The sequence below is a fragment of the Pseudomonas sp. Ant30-3 genome, assembly GCF_000690905.1.
Lineage (GTDB): Bacteria > Pseudomonadota > Gammaproteobacteria > Pseudomonadales > Pseudomonadaceae > Aquipseudomonas.
In genome coordinates, this window is the sequence record NZ_JMCL01000038.1 from 61388 (window position 1) to 78143 (window position 16756).

Consider the following 16756-nt stretch of genomic DNA (forward strand, 5'->3'; position numbering starts at 1 on the left):
CGCTTCTGGCTTGAAACCGGTAGCTGCTTCTATCAGATATCCAGCAGCAAACGAGCCGGGTCTTCCAGCAGGTTCTTGATGGTAACCAGGAAGGTCACAGCTTCTTTGCCATCGATCAGACGGTGATCGTAGGACAGAGCCAGGTACATCATCGGACGGATAACGACCTGACCGTTGATCGCCATAGGACGCTGCAGAATGTTGTGCATGCCCAGGATGGCCGCTTGCGGCGGGTTGACGATCGGGGTCGACATCATCGAACCGAAGGTACCACCGTTGGTGATGGTGAACGTGCCGCCGGTCATTTCGTCCATGGACAGTTTGCCGTCGCGCGCCTTCTTGCCGAAGGTGGCGATGCCGCCTTCGATTTCAGCCAGGCTCATCAGTTCGGCGTTACGCAGAACTGGCACTACCAGACCGCGGTCGCTGGACACGGCAACACCGACGTCGGCGTAACCGTGGTAAACGATGTCGGCACCGTCAATCGACGCGTTGACAGCCGGGAAGCGTTTCAGCGCTTCGGTGGCCGCTTTGACGAAGAACGACATGAAGCCCAGGCGTACGCCGTTGTGGGACTTCTCGAACAGGTCTTTGTACTTCGAACGCAGGGCCATGACTTCGGTCATGTCGACTTCGTTGAAAGTAGTCAGCATGGCCATGTTCGATTGGGCTTCGACCAGACGCTTGGCAACGGTGGCGCGCACGCGGGTCATTGGCACGCGCTTCTCGATGCGGTCGCCGGCAGCGAACACAGGAGCAGCGGCAGCCGGTGCAGCAGCCTTGGCAGGCGCAGCAGCAGGAGCGGATTTCTTCGCAGCAACGGCAGCTACCACGTCTTCCTTGGTCACACGACCGCCTTTGCCAGTGCCGGCAACGGAAGCGATGTTGATGCCGTTTTCTTCAGCCAGCTTGCGAGCAGCCGGAGCAGCAACCGGATCGTCTTCGCCTTCAGCGGCAGGAGCAGCAGTTTGTGCCGCAGCCGGAGCAGCAGCTGCGGTTGCAGCTGGAGCGGCAGCAGCGCCGCCCGCTTCGATCGAGCCCAGGACTTCGTCGGACAGAACAGTGTCGCCTTCGTTCTTGACGATAGCGCCCAGCACGCCGTCGGCAGTCGCCAGCACTTCCAGCACAACCTTGTCGGTTTCGATGTCGACGATCAGGTCGTCACGCTTTACAGCGTCGCCCGGTTGTTTGTGCCAGGTGGCAACGGTGCCGTCGGCAACCGATTCCGGGAAAGTGGGGGCTTTGATTTCGATAGCCATTATCTGTGGGTCCTTAAATTCGGTTTCAGGTGCGCGAAGGCGTTAAACAGTAAAGGCGTCTTGCAGCAGTTTTTCCTGCTGCTCAGCGTGCATCGATGCATAACCACAAGCAGGTGCAGCAGAAGCATCACGGCCGGCGTATTCGAGTACGAGCGACTTGTTGTGATTGCCAACGATGCGGCGCATATGGTGTTGGCTGCAGTACCACGCACCCTGGTTCATCGGCTCTTCCTGACACCAAACGATATGTTTGAGATTGGTGTACGGAGCCAGGACTTCGTTCAAGTCGTCCTCAGGGAATGGGTACAGCTGCTCGATACGCACGATGGCGATGTCATCACGACCTTCGGCACGGCGTTTTTCCAGCAGGTCGTAGTAGACCTTGCCGCTACACAGAACTACGCGCTCGACCTTGCTCGGCTCAAGTGCATCGATTTCCGGAATAACGGTCTGGAACGAACCTTGAGCCAGATCTTCCAGGGTCGACACGGCCAGTTTGTGACGCAGCAGCGACTTCGGCGTGAGCACGATCAGCGGCTTGCGCAGCGGACGAATCACCTGACGACGCAGCAAGTGGTAGATCTGCGCCGGGGTGGTCGGTACAGCGACCTGAATGTTGTGCTCGGCGCACAGCTGCAGGTAACGCTCCAGACGTGCCGAAGAGTGCTCCGGCCCCTGACCTTCATAACCGTGCGGCAGCAGCATGGTCAGACCGCAAAGACGGCCCCACTTGTGCTCGCCGCTGGTGATGAACTGGTCGATCACGACCTGTGCACCGTTGGCGAAGTCGCCGAACTGGGCTTCCCAGATCACCAGCGCCTCAGGCGTGGTGGTCGAGTAACCGTATTCGAACGCCAGAACGGCTTCTTCAGACAGGAACGAGTCGTACAGATCGAAACGTGGCTGGCCTTTGTACAGGTTCTGCAACGGGACATAGGTGCCCGCGTCTTTCTGGTTGTGCAAGACAGCGTGACGGTGCGAGAACGTACCGCGACCGATGTCCTGACCCGTCATGCGAATCGGGTGACCTTCGAACGCCAGGGTCGCGTACGCCATGGTTTCGGCGTAACCCCAGTTGATCGGCAGGCCGCCGGCTTGCATTTTCTGACGGTCTTCGTAGATCTTCGAGACTTGGCGCTGAACCACGAAGCCTTCCGGAATTTCCAGCAGCTTGGCGGACAGTTCCTGCAAGGTTTTCAGGTCAAAGCTGGTGTCGTGGCGCGCAGTCCAGGCGTGGCCCAGATACGGACGCCAGTCCACGAACAACTCTTTGTTCGGCTCTTTGACCAGGCTTTTTACGACATGCAAACCGTTGTCCAGCGCGTTGCGATATTCGTCGACTTTCGCCTGAACACGCTCTGCGTCGAGCACACCGCCCTGGGTCAGACGATCAGCGTACAGCTCACGGGTGGTGCGCTGCTTGGTGATCTGCTGATACATGATCGGCTGGGTGCCGCTAGGCTCATCGGCCTCGTTGTGGCCGCGACGACGGTAGCAGACCAGATCGATGACCACGTCACGCTTGAACTGCATGCGGTAATCGATGGCCAGCTGGGTCACGAACAACACGGCTTCCGGATCATCGCCATTCACATGGAGGATCGGCGCCTGGATCATTTTCGCAACATCGGTGGCGTACTCGGTGGAGCGCGAGTCCAGCGGGTTGCTGATGGTGAAACCAACCTGGTTGTTGATCACGATGTGCACGGTGCCGCCGGTTTTGAAACCGCGGGTCTGCGACATCTGGAAGGTTTCCATCACCACGCCCTGACCGGCAAATGCCGCGTCGCCGTGGATGGAGATCGGCAGCACCTTCTCGCCGGTAGGATCGTTACGACGATCCTGACGAGCGCGAACCGAACCCTCGACCACCGGAGAAACGATCTCCAGGTGGGACGGGTTGAACGCCATGGCCAGGTGAACTTCACCACCGGTGGTCATCACGTTGGACGAGAAGCCCTGGTGATATTTAACGTCACCGGAACCCAGCTCGACCTTCTTCTTGCCTTCGAACTCGTCGAACAGCTCGCGCGGGTTCTTGCCGAAGGTGTTGACCAATACGTTGAGGCGGCCGCGGTGGGCCATGCCGATGACGATTTCCTTGGTGCCGTACGAACCGGAACGCTGGATCAACTCGTCGAGCATCGGAATCAGGCTTTCGCCGCCTTCCAGACCGAAACGCTTGGTACCCGGGTATTTGGTGCCCAGGTATTTTTCCAGACCTTCGCCCGCGGTGACACGCTCGAGCAGGTGGCTCTTGACGTCGGCGGAGTAAGTCGGACGACCGCGTACGCTTTCCAGACGTTGCTGGAACCACTGGCGCTGCTCGGAATCGGTGATGTGCGTAAATTCAGCGCCGATGGTGCGGCAATATGTCTGCTGCAACGCTTCGTGAATTTCGCGTAGGCTCGCCTCCTCTTTGCCGATGAACAGGTCGCCGGCACGGAAGGTCGTATCAAGATCGGCATTGGTCAAGCCGTAATGATTGATTGACAGGTCTGCAGGTGCAGGACGCTGCCACAGCCCCAGCGGATCAAGCTGGGCTGCCTGGTGGCCACGCATACGGTAGGCCTGGATCAATCGCAGTACTTCAACTTGCTTCTTCTCGTGCTCACTGCTCACGCTGCCGGCGGAAACCGGTTGGGCGCGGCGCTGGTTCTTTGCCAGCAAGACGAAATGATCGCGAATCGTGGAGTGCGAAACATCGGTGGCAGAGTTGCCGTCAGCAGGCAACTTCTGGAAGTAGGTGCGCCACTCTTCTGGCACAGCGTTAGGGTCGTGCAGGTAGAGCTCGTAGAGCTCTTCCACATAGGCAGCGTTACTACCGGACAGGTAGGCGCTGTTCCACATGCGCTGCATCACGCTTTCTTGCATGCTTGGTCACCCTCGGTTAGGGGAACACCACCGGCGTCGACACCGAGCAAACTTGCAGAAGTCCGAATGCAGCGACTAAAACAAGCCACCTAGGATCACGCTGATAGTCCGGGTACCAGCCCGGATGCCCCTGCTTGTCTCATTTCTTCAAAATAAGAGCCGCAGCCTTTTAAGCTGCTGCTCAGGTTAAAACTACGGCGCCGGTTGAAGCCTGCGCCGTAGCATCTACGGGTACAGCGGTGTTGCGGTTAAAGCTGCCGAATCACACGCCGCTTTGCAGCAACATGTTACGGATGTGACCAATGGCTTTAGTCGGGTTCAGGCCTTTGGGACATACGTTGACGCAGTTCATGATCCCGCGGCAGCGGAATACGCTGAACGGGTCATCCAGCGAAGCCAGACGCTCGGACGTCTTGGTGTCGCGGCTGTCTGCCAGGAAGCGATACGCTTGCAGCAGAGCAGCCGGGCCCAGGAACTTGTCCGGGTTCCACCAGAAGGACGGGCAAGAAGTCGAGCAGCAAGCGCACAGGATGCACTCGTACAGACCGTCAAGCTTTTCACGCTCTTCCGGGGACTGCAGGCGTTCGATGGCCGGAGCCGGCGAATCGTTCTGCAGGTAAGGTTTCACCTTCTCGTATTGCTTGTAGAAGATGCTCATGTCGACGACCAGGTCACGGATGATCGGCAAACCTGGCAGCGGACGAACGATCAACTTGTTACCTTTTACAACAGCAGACAGTGGCGTGACGCAGGCCAGACCGTTCTTGCCGTTGATGTTCATGCCGTCGGAACCGCAAACGCCTTCACGGCAAGAGCGACGATAGGAAAAACCTTCGTCCTGCTCTTTGATCAGGGCCAGCACGTCCAGCACCATCAGGTCTTTACCACCGGTATCGACCTCGAATTCCTGCATGAACGGCGCGGCGTCCTGATCAGGGTTGTAGCGATAAACACTGACTTTCAACATGGCAGCCACCCTTAATAAGTCCGAATCTTGGGTTCAAAAGTCGGCACCGTTTTCGGCGAGAAGTTCACGGCACGCTTGGTCACGCGCTTGTCACCCGGGAAGTACAGGGTGTGGCACAGCCAGTTTTCGTCGTCGCGATCTTCAAAGTCTTCACGGGCGTGAGCACCGCGGGACTCTTTACGCACTTCGGCGGCGATGGCAGTTGCTTCAGCCACTTCCAGCAGGTTTTGCAGTTCCAGCGCTTCGATACGAGCGGTGTTGAAGGCCTGGGACTTGTCGTTGATCTTGACGTTGGCGATGCGCACGCGCAGGTCGGCCAGCTGGGCAATACCCTTCTGCATGTATTCGCCGGTACGGAATACACCGAAGTAGTTCTGCATGCAGCTTTGCAGTTCGCGACGCAGGGTTGCCACGTCTTCACCGGTAGTGCGCTCGTTAAGAGCGGACAGACGCGCCAGTGCAGCAGTGATGTCGGCGTCGGTGGCGTCATCGTATTCGATGCCGTCGGTCAACGCTTTTTCCAGGTGCAGACCGGCCGCGCGACCGAACACTACCAGGTCGAGTAACGAGTTGCCGCCCAGACGGTTGGCGCCGTGAACCGATACGCAAGCCACTTCGCCTACCGCGAACAGGCCCGGGATGATGGCGTCAACGCCGTCGTCGCCCTGAGTAATCGCCTGACCGTGGATGTTGGTCGGCACGCCGCCCATCATGTAATGGCAGGTCGGAACAACAGGAACCGGAGCAACCACCGGGTCAACGTGCGCAAAGGTCTTGGACAGTTCGCAGATGCCTGGCAGACGGCTGTGCAGCACTTCCTCGCCCAAGTGGTCGAGTTTGAGCATTACGTGATCGCCATTCGGACCGCAACCGTTGCCGGCAATGATCTCTTTAACCATCGAACGGGCAACTACGTCACGACCAGCAAGGTCTTTGGCGTTCGGAGCATAACGCTCCATGAAACGCTCGCCGTGCTTGTTGATCAGGTAACCACCTTCACCACGGCAGCCTTCGGTAACCAGTACGCCGGCGCCGGCGATGCCGGTCGGGTGGAACTGCCACATTTCGATGTCTTGTACCGGCACGCCAGCACGCAATGCCATGCCGACGCCGTCACCGGTGTTGATCAGGGCGTTGGTGGTGGATGCGTAGATGCGACCGGCGCCGCCGGTGGCCAGAACGGTAGCCTTGGCACGGATGTAGCTGGTTTCGCCGGTTTCGATGCAGATCGCGATCACACCAACGAACGCGCCTTCCTGGTTCTTCACCAGATCGACTGCGTAGTATTCGTTGAGGAACGTGGTGCCGGCTTTCAGGTTGCCCTGATAAAGCGTGTGCAGCAGTGCGTGACCGGTACGGTCGGAAGCGGCGCAGGTACGGGCAGCCTGGCCACCTTTACCGTAGTCCTTCGACTGACCGCCGAACGGACGCTGATAGATGCGACCCTGTTCGGTACGGGAGAACGGCAGACCCATGTGGTCCAGTTCGAAAACTGCAGCCGGACCTTCCTGACACATGTATTCGATAGCGTCCTGGTCACCGATGTAATCGGAACCCTTGACGGTATCGTACATGTGCCAGCGCCAGTCATCGTTTGGATCTGCGGAAGCGATGGCGCACGTGATGCCACCCTGGGCCGAAACGGTGTGCGAACGGGTCGGGAAAACCTTGGTGATCACGGCAGTCTTGTGACCGCCCTGGGCCAGCTGCAGCGCAGCGCGCATGCCGGCACCGCCACCACCAATGATGATGGCGTCAAAAGAAATCGTTGGAATGTTAGCCATGAATCAGATACCCCAGAGAATCTGCACACCCCAGACGAAGTAGGCGAACATCGCAATGCCGCATACTGCCTGGAAAAGGAAACGTACTGCAGTCGCGGACTTGCCCAGCGCCATCGGCGTCAGGTAGTCGGTCGCGATGGTCCACATGCCGACCCAGGCGTGAGCGCCCAGGGCTACAAGGGCCAGCAGACTGAAGATACGCATCCCGTTGTGGGCGAACAGGCCGTGCCACTGGTCGAAACCAATGCCCGGGTTCGCAACGAGGTACCCGATCAGGAAGATGAAATAAGCCGCGAGAACGACCGCAGACACACGCTGCGCCATCCAGTCGTAGAGGCCTGAACGCGACAGGTTCGTAACGCTGGTTACCATATCCAAACTCCCGCCAGAACGATCAACACCGCAGACACGGCGATAATGATTTTCGAGCCCAGCTTGCCGCCTTCCAGCGTCTCACCGATGCCCATGTCCATGATCAGATGGCGCACACCGGCTACCAGGTGATACAGAAGGGAGGACAGCAGGCCCCACGCTACGAACTTGGCCAGCGGACTGGTCAAGGTCGCCTTCACGTCGGCAAAACCTTCCTCGGAACCCAGGGATTTGCCCAATGCATAAAGCATGAAGCCAAGGCCCAGGAAGAGGATGATGCCGGAAACACGGTGAAGAAACGACGTAACGCCGGTGATGGGGAGTTTGATGGTCCTTAGGTCTAGGTTTACAGGTCGTTGGCTATTCACGGCTTTTTTTCACACTGAAGAGCCCCTAACAATCAGGGCAAAGTTGTTGGGGAGTGCACTGGTCAGGTAACCACCACCCAGGGATGCGACCCCCAATAAAGCAGGCCCAAAAGCCCCTGGCGGTCGGTGGCCGAGTATAGACAGTTAGGCTACTAATGACAACGCGTTCACCTTCCCCTAATAGCGGATTGCGCAAGTTGAATAAAAGGCGTAAATGGCAGGCAATTTCGAGGAAAAAGTACGGTTAAAGCCTTCTGGAGCAAGACTTTAGGCAAATTGACATTCGAATTTATCTCACTATAGTGGTGCGGGCCCTGCGTGGGGGGTCTGTCTGATGGTTCAAGCATAAATAGGAGGCCACATGGCTGACAAAAAAGCGCAGTTGATCATCGAGGGCGCAGCCCCCGTCGAGCTGCCCATTTTAACCGGCACCGTTGGTCCCGATGTAATCGATGTTCGGGGCCTGACGGCCACGGGCCGCTTCACCTTCGACCCTGGTTTCATGTCGACCGCCTCGTGCGAATCGAAGATCACCTATATCGACGGCGACAACGGCATTCTGCTGCACCGCGGCTACCCGATCGAACAGCTGGCTGAAAAGTCGGACTACCTGGAAACCTGCTACCTGCTGCTCAACGGCGAATTGCCGACTGCAGAACAGAAGGCCCAGTTCGTCAGCACCGTGAAGAACCACACCATGGTCCACGAGCAGCTGAAGACTTTCTTCAACGGCTTTCGCCGCGACGCCCACCCAATGGCCGTCATGTGCGGTGTAGTCGGCGCCCTCTCGGCCTTCTACCACGACTCCCTCGACATCAATAACCCGCAGCATCGCGAGATTTCGGCGATCCGTCTGGTTGCCAAGATGCCGACCCTGGCAGCGATGGTTTACAAGTACTCCATGGGCCAACCCATGATGTACCCGCGCAACGATCTTTCGTACGCGGAGAACTTCCTGCACATGATGTTCAACACGCCGTGCGAGATCAAACCGATCAGCCCGGTACTCGCCAAGGCCATGGACCGGATCTTCATCCTCCATGCCGACCACGAGCAGAACGCCTCGACCTCCACCGTGCGCCTGGCCGGTTCTTCGGGTGCCAACCCGTTTGCCTGCATCGCCGCCGGCATCGCTGCACTGTGGGGCCCTGCCCACGGCGGCGCGAACGAAGCTGTGCTGACCATGCTTGACGAAATTGGCGATGTATCAAACATCGACACCTACATCGCCAAGGCCAAGGACAAGAACGATCCGTTCAAGCTGATGGGCTTCGGTCACCGGGTTTATAAAAACCGCGACCCGCGCGCCACCGTGATGAAGCAGACCTGCGACGAGGTGTTGAAGGAGCTTGGTATTCAGAACGATCCGCAACTCGAACTGGCCATGCGCCTGGAAGAGATCGCGCTGACCGACCCTTACTTCATCGAACGTTCCCTATACCCGAACGTCGACTTCTACTCGGGGATCATCCTCAAGGCGATCGGCATTCCAACCAGCATGTTCACCGTGATCTTCGCGTTGGCTCGGACCGTTGGCTGGATCTCGCACTGGAAGGAAATGCTCTCCAGCCCGTACAAGATTGGCCGTCCGCGTCAGTTGTATACCGGTTACGAGTCGCGTGATATTTCCAAGCTGGAAGATCGCAAGTAAGCACTGTCTTGCGATAACCGTTGTAGCTGCATAAAAAAACGGCCTCTATTTGATAGAGGCCGTTTTTGTTTATGCGGTGAAAACAATTGAGGCGTCAAGCCTCCCGCGAACTGCTGCGATACATGAAAACCAGCGCCAAACCCAGAAGTACCATTGCCAAGACGCGACTTCCCGACAATTCAATCGCCGGATTTCCCAGCCAGCCGAAGTTATCGATCAACATGCCCATGCCCAACTGGCCGACAATAACTGCCACCGTCGCCACGGCCGTCCCTACGCGAGGAACGGCGCCGACCATCACGATCATGTAAACCACACCAAACAATGCCCCGCCGAGCTGCCACTTTGGCACGTCCAGCAGGCTCATCGTATGCGCTGGTTCAAAAAACAGAATCAGCAACCCGGTCACAACAGCCCCCACCGCAAATGTCAGCAAACTGCTGCGCAATACGCCGACGGTCTCGCCCAGCCGCCCGTTGATTGCAGCTTGCACGCTCAGTACCGCACCGGCCGCCACCACTATCGCCAACAAAATAATCAGATTCATCATCAACCCCGAGCAATCAGAACAAGCGCCGCCACAATCAGCAGCAAGGCAAGCCAACGTTCACCGTTGACCTTTTTGCGTGTGGCACCGAACCAGCCAAAATGGTCGATCAGCACACTCTTGCCGACCTGCCCGGATAGAATCGCGATCATGGTCATCGCGACGCCGATATGCGGGGTCGCCATTGTCAGCACCACCACGTATATCGGCCCGAGAAACCCGCCGATCAACTGCCAGCGAGGTAGCTCGCTTAATGCCGGGCCCTGCCGCGGACCGCTGAATAACAACAGCAGAAACAGAATCGCGGTGCCCACGCCGAAGATGCTCAAGGTCGCCCACAAGTGTCCGACTTGCACACCGAGCGGCCCTAAAAGGCCCGCCTCCACTGACAGGCCCATGCCGGCCAGAATAACCAGCGGCAGCAACAACACACGCAGCCCGGGTTTTACCGCTGGCGTTGCAGCGGTTTCGGTTGAAGAAGATTGCATTGGCGAAAACCCACCCGTTATCAAGAAAGCACGATCACCAGGGATGTGCAGAAGTGCGCGCATTATCGGATGGTGGTGCTTTGCGATAAATGGGATCATCCCGACAACACCTTTGCGCGATATGCACAGCAGGATTTGCCATGCACGGCCTCAATGATTTGGGATTCAAGGCGCTTCGCCTGTTCGTAGCGGTACTCGACCACGGCAGTTTCTCCGAGGTCGCCCGTCGCGAAGGCTTGGCACCCTCTTCGATTTCCCGACAGATTCAACTGATGGAACAAGCTCTGAGCCAGCAATTGCTCTATCGCCACACCCGCGCCGTCACGCCGACCGAGGCCGGGCGAATGCTTGGTCACCACGCGCGACTGGTGCTGGCGCAACTGGAGGAAGCCGAACAAGCACTGCAGGAGCAGCAAAGCGAGCCCGGCGGGCTGGTGCGAATCAATGCGCCGGTAGTGTTTGGCCAGCGGCACCTGACCCCTTGGCTTGGGCAATTGTGCGAGCTTTATCCGAAGTTGCACCTGGATATCCAGCAGACCGATCACTATATCGATCCGCTGCATGAAGGCGCCGACCTGCTGTTTCGCATCGGCCCGCTGCATGATTCGAGCATGCAGGCGCGGATTCTGGCACCCCATCGCTTTCTGGTGGCGGCGAGCCCGGCCTACCTTGCGCGCCACGGTACACCGCAACATCCGCAGGATCTCGCCACCCATCAGTGCCTGGCCTACAAAGGCGCGGCGGGGCAGCAGCGCTGGTTTTTTCGTCGCGATCAGAAGGACTGGACGCCCTACTCCGTCAAAGGACCGATTACCGGTAACCACGCCGATACGCTCACGCAAGCTGCCGAACAAGGATTGGGGCTGGTGATGTTTCCGTCATGGCTGATTGGCGAAGCGGTGCGCAGTGGCACGCTGGTGCCGGTGCTGAAGGAATATGAAGCGTCCAACAGCTTCGAGCCGCAGCAGATTGCTGTGTTGTGGCCCGGGAGTCGGCGGCTGTCGGTGAAGGTGAGAACGGTGATTGATTTTTATCTGGAGTGTTTTGGCGCGGTGCCGTATTGGGACAGGCAGTAGCCGCCCTCGCCACCCGTAGCAGCTGGCGCAGCCTGCGTCATGCTGTGTACGGCGGCGCAGCAGTCGTAAGTTTTCGAAGCTGATTTTACGACTGCGGCGCGGCCGGACGCAGGCTTCGCCAGCTGCTACAGGACTAGTGTCATTGTCAAATCCGGAACTGACCGACCAGGCCGCCCAAGCGTTGGCCGAGGTCGGCCAGGCTGCGGGTGGTCTGGGCGCCGAGTTGGGTTTCGTCGGCGACGCTGTCCACGGCAACAGCAATTTGATGCACGCTGCGGTTGATCTCCTCCGCCACCGCGGTTTGCTCCTCGGCGGCGCTGGCGATCTGCGCGTTCATCGAATTGATCGTTGCGATCAGCTGCGCCATGGTGTCCAGCGACGCGCCGGCTTCGTTGGCCTGCGCCGACGTGCCGTCCCCCGCTTCGCTCGAACGGCGCATCGCTTCCACCGCCGACTGCGTACCGGCCTGCAAACGGTCGATCATGCCCTGAATTTCCTGAGTGCTGATCTGCGTACGACTGGCCAGCGCCCGAACCTCATCCGCGACCACCGCAAACCCCCGCCCGGCCTCGCCCGCACGCGCAGCCTCAATGGCGGCATTCAGCGCCAACAGGTTGGTCTGCTCGGCAATCGAACGAATCACCCCGAGCACACTGACAATCGACGAAACATCCTTTTGCAGGCTGTCGAGGGATACGCCGCTGCTGCGGATGTCATCGACCAGCGCATGAATCTTGACAATGCTGCCGGCGACAACGCGCTTGGCGGACTGACCTTCTTCATCGGTTTGTTGCGCGGCGACTGCAGCGTTTTGCGCGCTCTTGGCGACTTCCTGCGCCGCGGCCGACATCTGATTGATCGCAGTGGCGACCTGATCGGTTTCGTGACGCTGACGCTCCATCGCCTGATCCGAACGCTGGGCCTGAGCGGACACCTGATTGACCAGCCCGGTCAGTTGCGAGGTCATTTCGGTAATCTGCCGCACCAGGCCATGAATCTTGTCGACAAAGCGATTGAACGATCCGGCCAGCTCGCCGAGTTCATCCTGGCTGGTGATGGTCAGGCGTCGGGTCAGATCGCCCTCGCCCGCCGCGATGTCGTCGAGGTTGGCTTTCATCTGGTTCAGCGGACGCAGAATGGTGTTGGCCAGCAGCATGCCAGCAACGCCAATCACCAACAGCGCCACCGCCGCGAGGCCAACGATGGTTAGCACCACACCGTGCATGCGCTCCTCGACCTTGGCTTCGACCAGCGCGACTTGTGCCTCGATACCGTCGAGATTGACCGAGGTGCCCACCGCCATGTCCCACTTGGGCAGGTAGTCGGTGTAGCCGAGCTTGGGCACCAGCACCTGGCTGTTACCCGGCAGTGGCGAACTGTATTGCAGGTAGTGAGTACCGTCCTTGGCGACCTTCACCAGGTCGCGGTTGACGTACACGCCGTTCGGATCGCGGTTTTCCTTGAAGCTCTGGCCCACGCCTTCCGGGCTGCTGGCCTTGAACAGGCGCACGGTTTCCGAGTCGTAGCCGAAGAAGTAACCGTCCTTGCCGTAGCTGATGCTCGACAGCAACTTGATCGCTTGAGCCCGCGCTGCGTTATCGCCGGGGGCGGCGGCTTCGTAAAGCGGTTTGATCGTGGTCATGGCCACGGCGACATAACTTTGCAGCGTCGCCTTGGCATCGTTGAGCAGGCGCTGGCGCGTCTCGTCGACTTCGTTGCGCGCCTGCTCCTGCAGAATGAACAACGTGGCCACGCTGATGACCAGCGCAAAGAGCAACACCGGAAGGACGGCGAGGGACAGGACTTTAGCCTTGAGGCTCATGCGCATGACGGTTCACTCTTTTGATTTTATTGGCGTGCTTAAAGGCTTTAACGGCACGCCGGATCAAAAGTTGAATGCACGGTAACGCTGCCCTCTATGGAAGCGAGCTTCTGTGGTGAGGGGATTTATCTGTGGTGAGGGGTTTATCTGTGGTGAGGGATTTATCTGTGGTGAGGGGATTTATCCCCGTTGGGCTGCAAAGCAGCCCCGAAGCAGAATCTTACGACTGCTTCGCAGCCGGACGGGGATAAATCCCCTCGCCACAAAAGCTCGCTCGAACAGAGGACAGAGGTTACAACACCATCGCGGCCACCCAGCCGAACGCCAGCAATGGCAGGTTGTAGTGCAGGAAGGTTGGCACGACGGTGTCCCAGATGTGGTGGTGCTGGCCGTCGACGTTCAGCCCGGAGGTCGGGCCGAGGGTCGAGTCCGAGGCCGGCGAGCCGGCATCGCCCAGCGCACCGGCGGTGCCGACGATGCACACAATGGCAAGCGGGCTGAAACCCAGTTGCACGCACAGCGGCACGAAAATCACCGCCAGAATCGGCACGGTGGAAAACGACGAGCCGATGCCCATGGTCACCAGCAGACCGACCAGCAACATCAGCAACGCGCCGATGGCCTTGCTGTGGCCGATCCACGATGCCGAGGTTTCCACTAGCGACTGCACGTGTCCTGTGGCCTTGATCACTTCGCCGAAGCCCGATGCGGCGATCATGATGAAGCCGATCATCGCCATCATCTTCATGCCTTCGGTGAAAAGATCATCGGTTTCGCGCCATTTGACGATGCCCGACGCCGAGAAAATCAGAAAACCCGTCAGCGCGCCAATAATCATCGAATCCAACAGCAACTGGACGACGAACGCTGACGCGATGGCCACACCGGCGACCATCAGGCTCAGCGGGTTGTACTGCACCGCCACTTGCTCGACCCGCTCGATTTTGGCCAGGTCGTACACGCGCTTCTTGCGGTAGCTGATAAACGCCACACCCAACCCCACCAGCATGCCCAGCGCCGGGATGCCCATGGCGTGAGTCACGTTGATGCCGCTGATATCAACGCCGCTGCGAGCGACATTGGCCAGCAGGATTTCATTGAGGAAGATGTTGCCGAAGCCCACCGGCAGGAACATGTACGGCGTGATCAGGCCGAAAGTAATCACGCAAGCGATCAAGCGACGATCCAGTTGCAGCTTGGTCAGCACATAGAGCAGTGGCGGCACCAGCAGCGGGATAAACGCGATGTGAATCGGCAGAATGTTCTGCGAGGCGATGGCCACGACCCAGAGTAAACCGATCAGCAGCCATTTGACCCGACCGCCGCCGCTCGCGTGATGGCGATCAACCATGGTCAGTGCGCGGTCCGCCAGAGCGTGGGCCAGGCCGGACTTGGCAATCGCCACGGCGAAAGCGCCGAGCAACGCGTAGGACAACGCCACGGTCGCACCGCCGCCGAGGCCGCTGTTGAATGCCTTGAGCGTCGCATCGATGCCCAGGCCACCGGTCAAACCACCGACCAGCGCGCCGACGATCAGCGCAATCACGACGTGCACGCGGCACAGGCTGAGTACCAGCATCACGCCAACCGCGGCAATTACTGCATTAATCATCTTTACCTCAGGCCAAACGAAATGAGTCCGGCCGACGGTCTGCGAGGCGCCGCCAGCGGGGTGAACAACAGGTTTATCAGAGGGCGCGCACTTTGCCGCAGAGTGGGGCCGGTGTCAAAGTGACCGGTATGTAAAAAGGGGATTTATCTGAGGCAAAGACATTTATCTCTGGCTATGGGAATTATCTCTGGCAAAGACATTTATCTGTGGCGAGGGGATTTATCCCCGTTGGGTCGCGCAGCGGCCCCCAGCAATTCCAAGTGAACTGCGTCGTCGAAGATTGCGACTGCTGCGCAGTCGAACGGGGATAAATCCCCTCACCACAGATAAATCCCCTCGCCACAGGGTTTTTCTATTCGGCATGCACCCCATTACCAATGCTTCGATGGCCGGCATAAAGAAAGCCGTTGCGCGGCCGCTACAGTGCCAAGTCTCAGATATTTATAGAATAAGGACGTTTTCCCATGTCGCTCAGACAACTCTCCATCCAATGGAAAATCACCTTGCTGGCCGGGCTGTGTCTTGCCGGTATCGTGACGCTGCTGGTCGGCCTTTCGCTGTATCGCATGGATCACAGCTCCAAAATGGTCAAAGCCTCGAGCACGCAGATGCTGACCGAGTCCGCTCAGGCGCGGATCGAATCCCAAGGAGAAAATCAGGCGCTGGGGATTCGCCAGCAATTCATGGACGCCTACCAATACGGTCACGGTTTCTCGCGGCAGGTGCTGTTCCTGCGCGATCAGGCCGAAAAGCGTTTTCTGGATGCCTTCGACCTACGTGAAGACCTGACCCGCCAGGTTCAGGCGGCGCTGCAGGCCAACCCGGAGCTGCTCGGCCTGTCGCTGGTGTTCGAACCCAATGCGCTGGACGGCAAGGACGAACTGTTCGCCGGTCAGGCAGAGCTCGGCAGTAACGACAAAGGCCGCTTTGCCCTGTACTGGTCGCAGCCGACCCCAGGCAAGGTGACCTCAATGGCGCTTCCCGAAAGCGACATGGCCGACACCAAAACCGGCCCCAGCGGCGAACCGGCCAACGCCTGGTTCACTTGCCCGCGCACCACACTCAAACCCTGCGTGATCGAACCGTACTTCTACGTGATCGACGGCCAGAACGTGCTGATGACCAGCATCGTTTTCCCGTTGATGGTCAACGGCAAGGTGATCGCTTCGCTGTCGGCGGACATCAACCTCAACAGCCTGCAAGCGATCAGTCAGGCTGCGAGCAAAAAACTCTATGACGGCCAGACCCACGTCAGCATCATCAGCCCGGCGGGTCTGCTCTCCGCGTACAGCCCGGACGCCAGCAAACTCAGCCAGCGTCTAGACGCTGTGGACACCGCCAACGGGGCCGAGCTGATTCGGTTGCTCGCCAGCAGCAACCGCACCGAAAGCCTGCACAGCGATCGTCACTTGAAAGTGCTGGCGCCGTTCGAGCCGATTCCCGGCGGAAAATCCTGGGGCGTGTTGCTTGATGTGCCGGAGCGCGTGCTGATCGGCCCGGCGGAAGCGTTGGAAAAACAACTCGATGAAAGCAATACCGCCGGCGCGTTGGTCGAACTCGGCCTGGGCGCACTGGCCGCGCTGATCGGTCTGCTGCTGGTGTGGCTGATGGCGCGCAGCGTGACCAAGCCGATTCTGGGTGTGGCGCATATGCTCGAAGACATTGCCAGTGGCGAAGGTGATCTAACCCGGCGCCTGGCCTACGACAAGCAGGACGAACTCGGCCAGTTGGCCGGCTGGTTCAACCGTTTCCTCGACAAGTTGCAGCCGATCATCGCCGAGGTAAAACGCTCGGTGCAGGACGCACGCAGCACGGCCGACCAATCCTCGGCCATTGCGACCCAGACCAGTGCCGGCATGGAACAGCAATACCGTCAGGTGGATCAGGTTGCCACGGCTTCTCACGAAATGAGCGCCACCGCGCAAGACGTCGCCCG

The 16756-nt window shown here is 59.0% G+C and carries 12 protein-coding genes and 1 pseudogene; 3 read left to right on the top strand and 10 right to left on the bottom strand.

Features of this window, described 5'->3' with window-relative positions:
* Positions 1-32: 32 nt before the first annotated feature.
* The 6 genes from odhB to sdhC form a co-directional block, all read right to left on the bottom strand.
* Entirely contained in the window at positions 33-1259 is a 1227-nt protein-coding gene (gene odhB, locus DU29_RS0110715) for a 2-oxoglutarate dehydrogenase complex dihydrolipoyllysine-residue succinyltransferase (protein ID WP_028621695.1), read from the bottom strand.
* A gap of 42 nt (positions 1260-1301) precedes the next feature.
* Complete coding sequence (locus tag DU29_RS0110720) at positions 1302-4133, bottom strand: 2-oxoglutarate dehydrogenase E1 component (RefSeq protein ID WP_028621696.1); 2832 nt, start codon at positions 4131-4133, stop codon at positions 1302-1304.
* Between the two features lie 262 nt (positions 4134-4395).
* The gene (locus DU29_RS0110725; RefSeq protein WP_028621697.1) at positions 4396-5100 is read right to left on the bottom strand and encodes a succinate dehydrogenase iron-sulfur subunit; all 705 of its coding nucleotides are present in this window, start codon (positions 5098-5100) and stop codon (positions 4396-4398) included.
* 11 nt (positions 5101-5111) lie between these two features.
* Positions 5112-6884, bottom strand: coding sequence for a succinate dehydrogenase flavoprotein subunit (gene sdhA / locus DU29_RS0110730; protein WP_028621698.1), 1773 nt, complete (start codon positions 6882-6884; stop codon positions 5112-5114).
* Positions 6885-6887: 3 nt separating this feature from the next.
* The gene (gene sdhD, locus DU29_RS0110735; RefSeq protein WP_028621699.1) at positions 6888-7256 is read right to left on the bottom strand and encodes a succinate dehydrogenase, hydrophobic membrane anchor protein; all 369 of its coding nucleotides are present in this window, start codon (positions 7254-7256) and stop codon (positions 6888-6890) included.
* Positions 7250-7624: a succinate dehydrogenase, cytochrome b556 subunit gene (gene sdhC, locus DU29_RS0110740; protein ID WP_028621700.1), complete on the bottom strand. Its 375-nt coding sequence runs from the start codon at positions 7622-7624 to the stop codon at positions 7250-7252. Before sdhC ends, sdhD begins: the two co-directional genes overlap by 7 nt.
* A 361-nt stretch (positions 7625-7985) precedes the next feature.
* On the opposite strand from sdhC, the gene gltA reads away from it, so the two are divergent.
* Positions 7986-9275, top strand: coding sequence for a citrate synthase (gltA, locus tag DU29_RS0110745; RefSeq protein ID WP_028621701.1), 1290 nt, complete (start codon positions 7986-7988; stop codon positions 9273-9275).
* Positions 9276-9369: 94 nt separating this feature from the next.
* Here the strand turns inward: gltA and DU29_RS0110750 are convergent, their stop codons facing one another.
* A complete protein-coding gene (locus tag DU29_RS0110750; RefSeq protein ID WP_028621702.1) occupies positions 9370-9825 on the bottom strand; it encodes a DMT family transporter in 456 nt (151 codons plus the stop codon).
* Positions 9825-10310: a DMT family transporter gene (locus tag DU29_RS0110755; RefSeq protein WP_028621703.1), complete on the bottom strand. Its 486-nt coding sequence runs from the start codon at positions 10308-10310 to the stop codon at positions 9825-9827. Before DU29_RS0110755 ends, DU29_RS0110750 begins: the two co-directional genes overlap by 1 nt.
* Before the next feature lie 140 nt (positions 10311-10450).
* Between DU29_RS0110755 and DU29_RS0110760 the strand changes: the two genes are divergently transcribed.
* Positions 10451-11386, top strand: coding sequence for a LysR family transcriptional regulator (locus DU29_RS0110760; RefSeq protein WP_028621704.1), 936 nt, complete (start codon positions 10451-10453; stop codon positions 11384-11386).
* Positions 11387-11531: 145 nt separating this feature from the next.
* On the opposite strand, the gene DU29_RS0110765 is transcribed toward DU29_RS0110760, so the two are convergent.
* Entirely contained in the window at positions 11532-13214 is a 1683-nt protein-coding gene (locus DU29_RS0110765) for a methyl-accepting chemotaxis protein (protein ID WP_028621705.1), read from the bottom strand.
* 286 nt (positions 13215-13500) lie between these two features.
* The gene (locus tag DU29_RS0110770) at positions 13501-14817 is read right to left on the bottom strand and encodes a Na+/H+ antiporter family protein (protein ID WP_161781287.1); all 1317 of its coding nucleotides are present in this window, start codon (positions 14815-14817) and stop codon (positions 13501-13503) included.
* A gap of 686 nt (positions 14818-15503) precedes the next feature.
* Here DU29_RS0110770 and DU29_RS1000000133710 point away from each other — a divergent pair.
* Positions 15504-16574: pseudogene (locus DU29_RS1000000133710) on the top strand (HAMP domain-containing protein); the annotation flags it as partial.
* Positions 16575-16756 lie beyond the last annotated feature (182 nt).

Bases quoted from the DNA above. Each gene is read 5' to 3' on its own strand.
- gltA (WP_028621701.1), top strand. From the start codon at position 7,986: ATGGCTGACAAAAAAGCGCAGTTGATCATCGAGGGCGCAGCCCCCGTC.
- DU29_RS0110720 (WP_028621696.1), bottom strand. From the start codon at position 4,133: ATGCAAGAAAGCGTGATGCAGCGCATGTGGAACAGCGCCTACCTGTCC.
- sdhD (WP_028621699.1), bottom strand. From the start codon at position 7,256: ATGGTAACCAGCGTTACGAACCTGTCGCGTTCAGGCCTCTACGACTGG.
- DU29_RS0110765 (WP_028621705.1), bottom strand. From the start codon at position 13,214: ATGCGCATGAGCCTCAAGGCTAAAGTCCTGTCCCTCGCCGTCCTTCCG.
- DU29_RS0110755 (WP_028621703.1), bottom strand. From the start codon at position 10,310: ATGCAATCTTCTTCAACCGAAACCGCTGCAACGCCAGCGGTAAAACCC.
- odhB (WP_028621695.1), bottom strand. From the start codon at position 1,259: ATGGCTATCGAAATCAAAGCCCCCACTTTCCCGGAATCGGTTGCCGAC.
- sdhA (WP_028621698.1), bottom strand. From the start codon at position 6,884: ATGGCTAACATTCCAACGATTTCTTTTGACGCCATCATCATTGGTGGT.
- DU29_RS0110725 (WP_028621697.1), bottom strand. From the start codon at position 5,100: ATGTTGAAAGTCAGTGTTTATCGCTACAACCCTGATCAGGACGCCGCG.
- DU29_RS0110750 (WP_028621702.1), bottom strand. From the start codon at position 9,825: ATGATGAATCTGATTATTTTGTTGGCGATAGTGGTGGCGGCCGGTGCG.
- DU29_RS0110760 (WP_028621704.1), top strand. From the start codon at position 10,451: ATGCACGGCCTCAATGATTTGGGATTCAAGGCGCTTCGCCTGTTCGTA.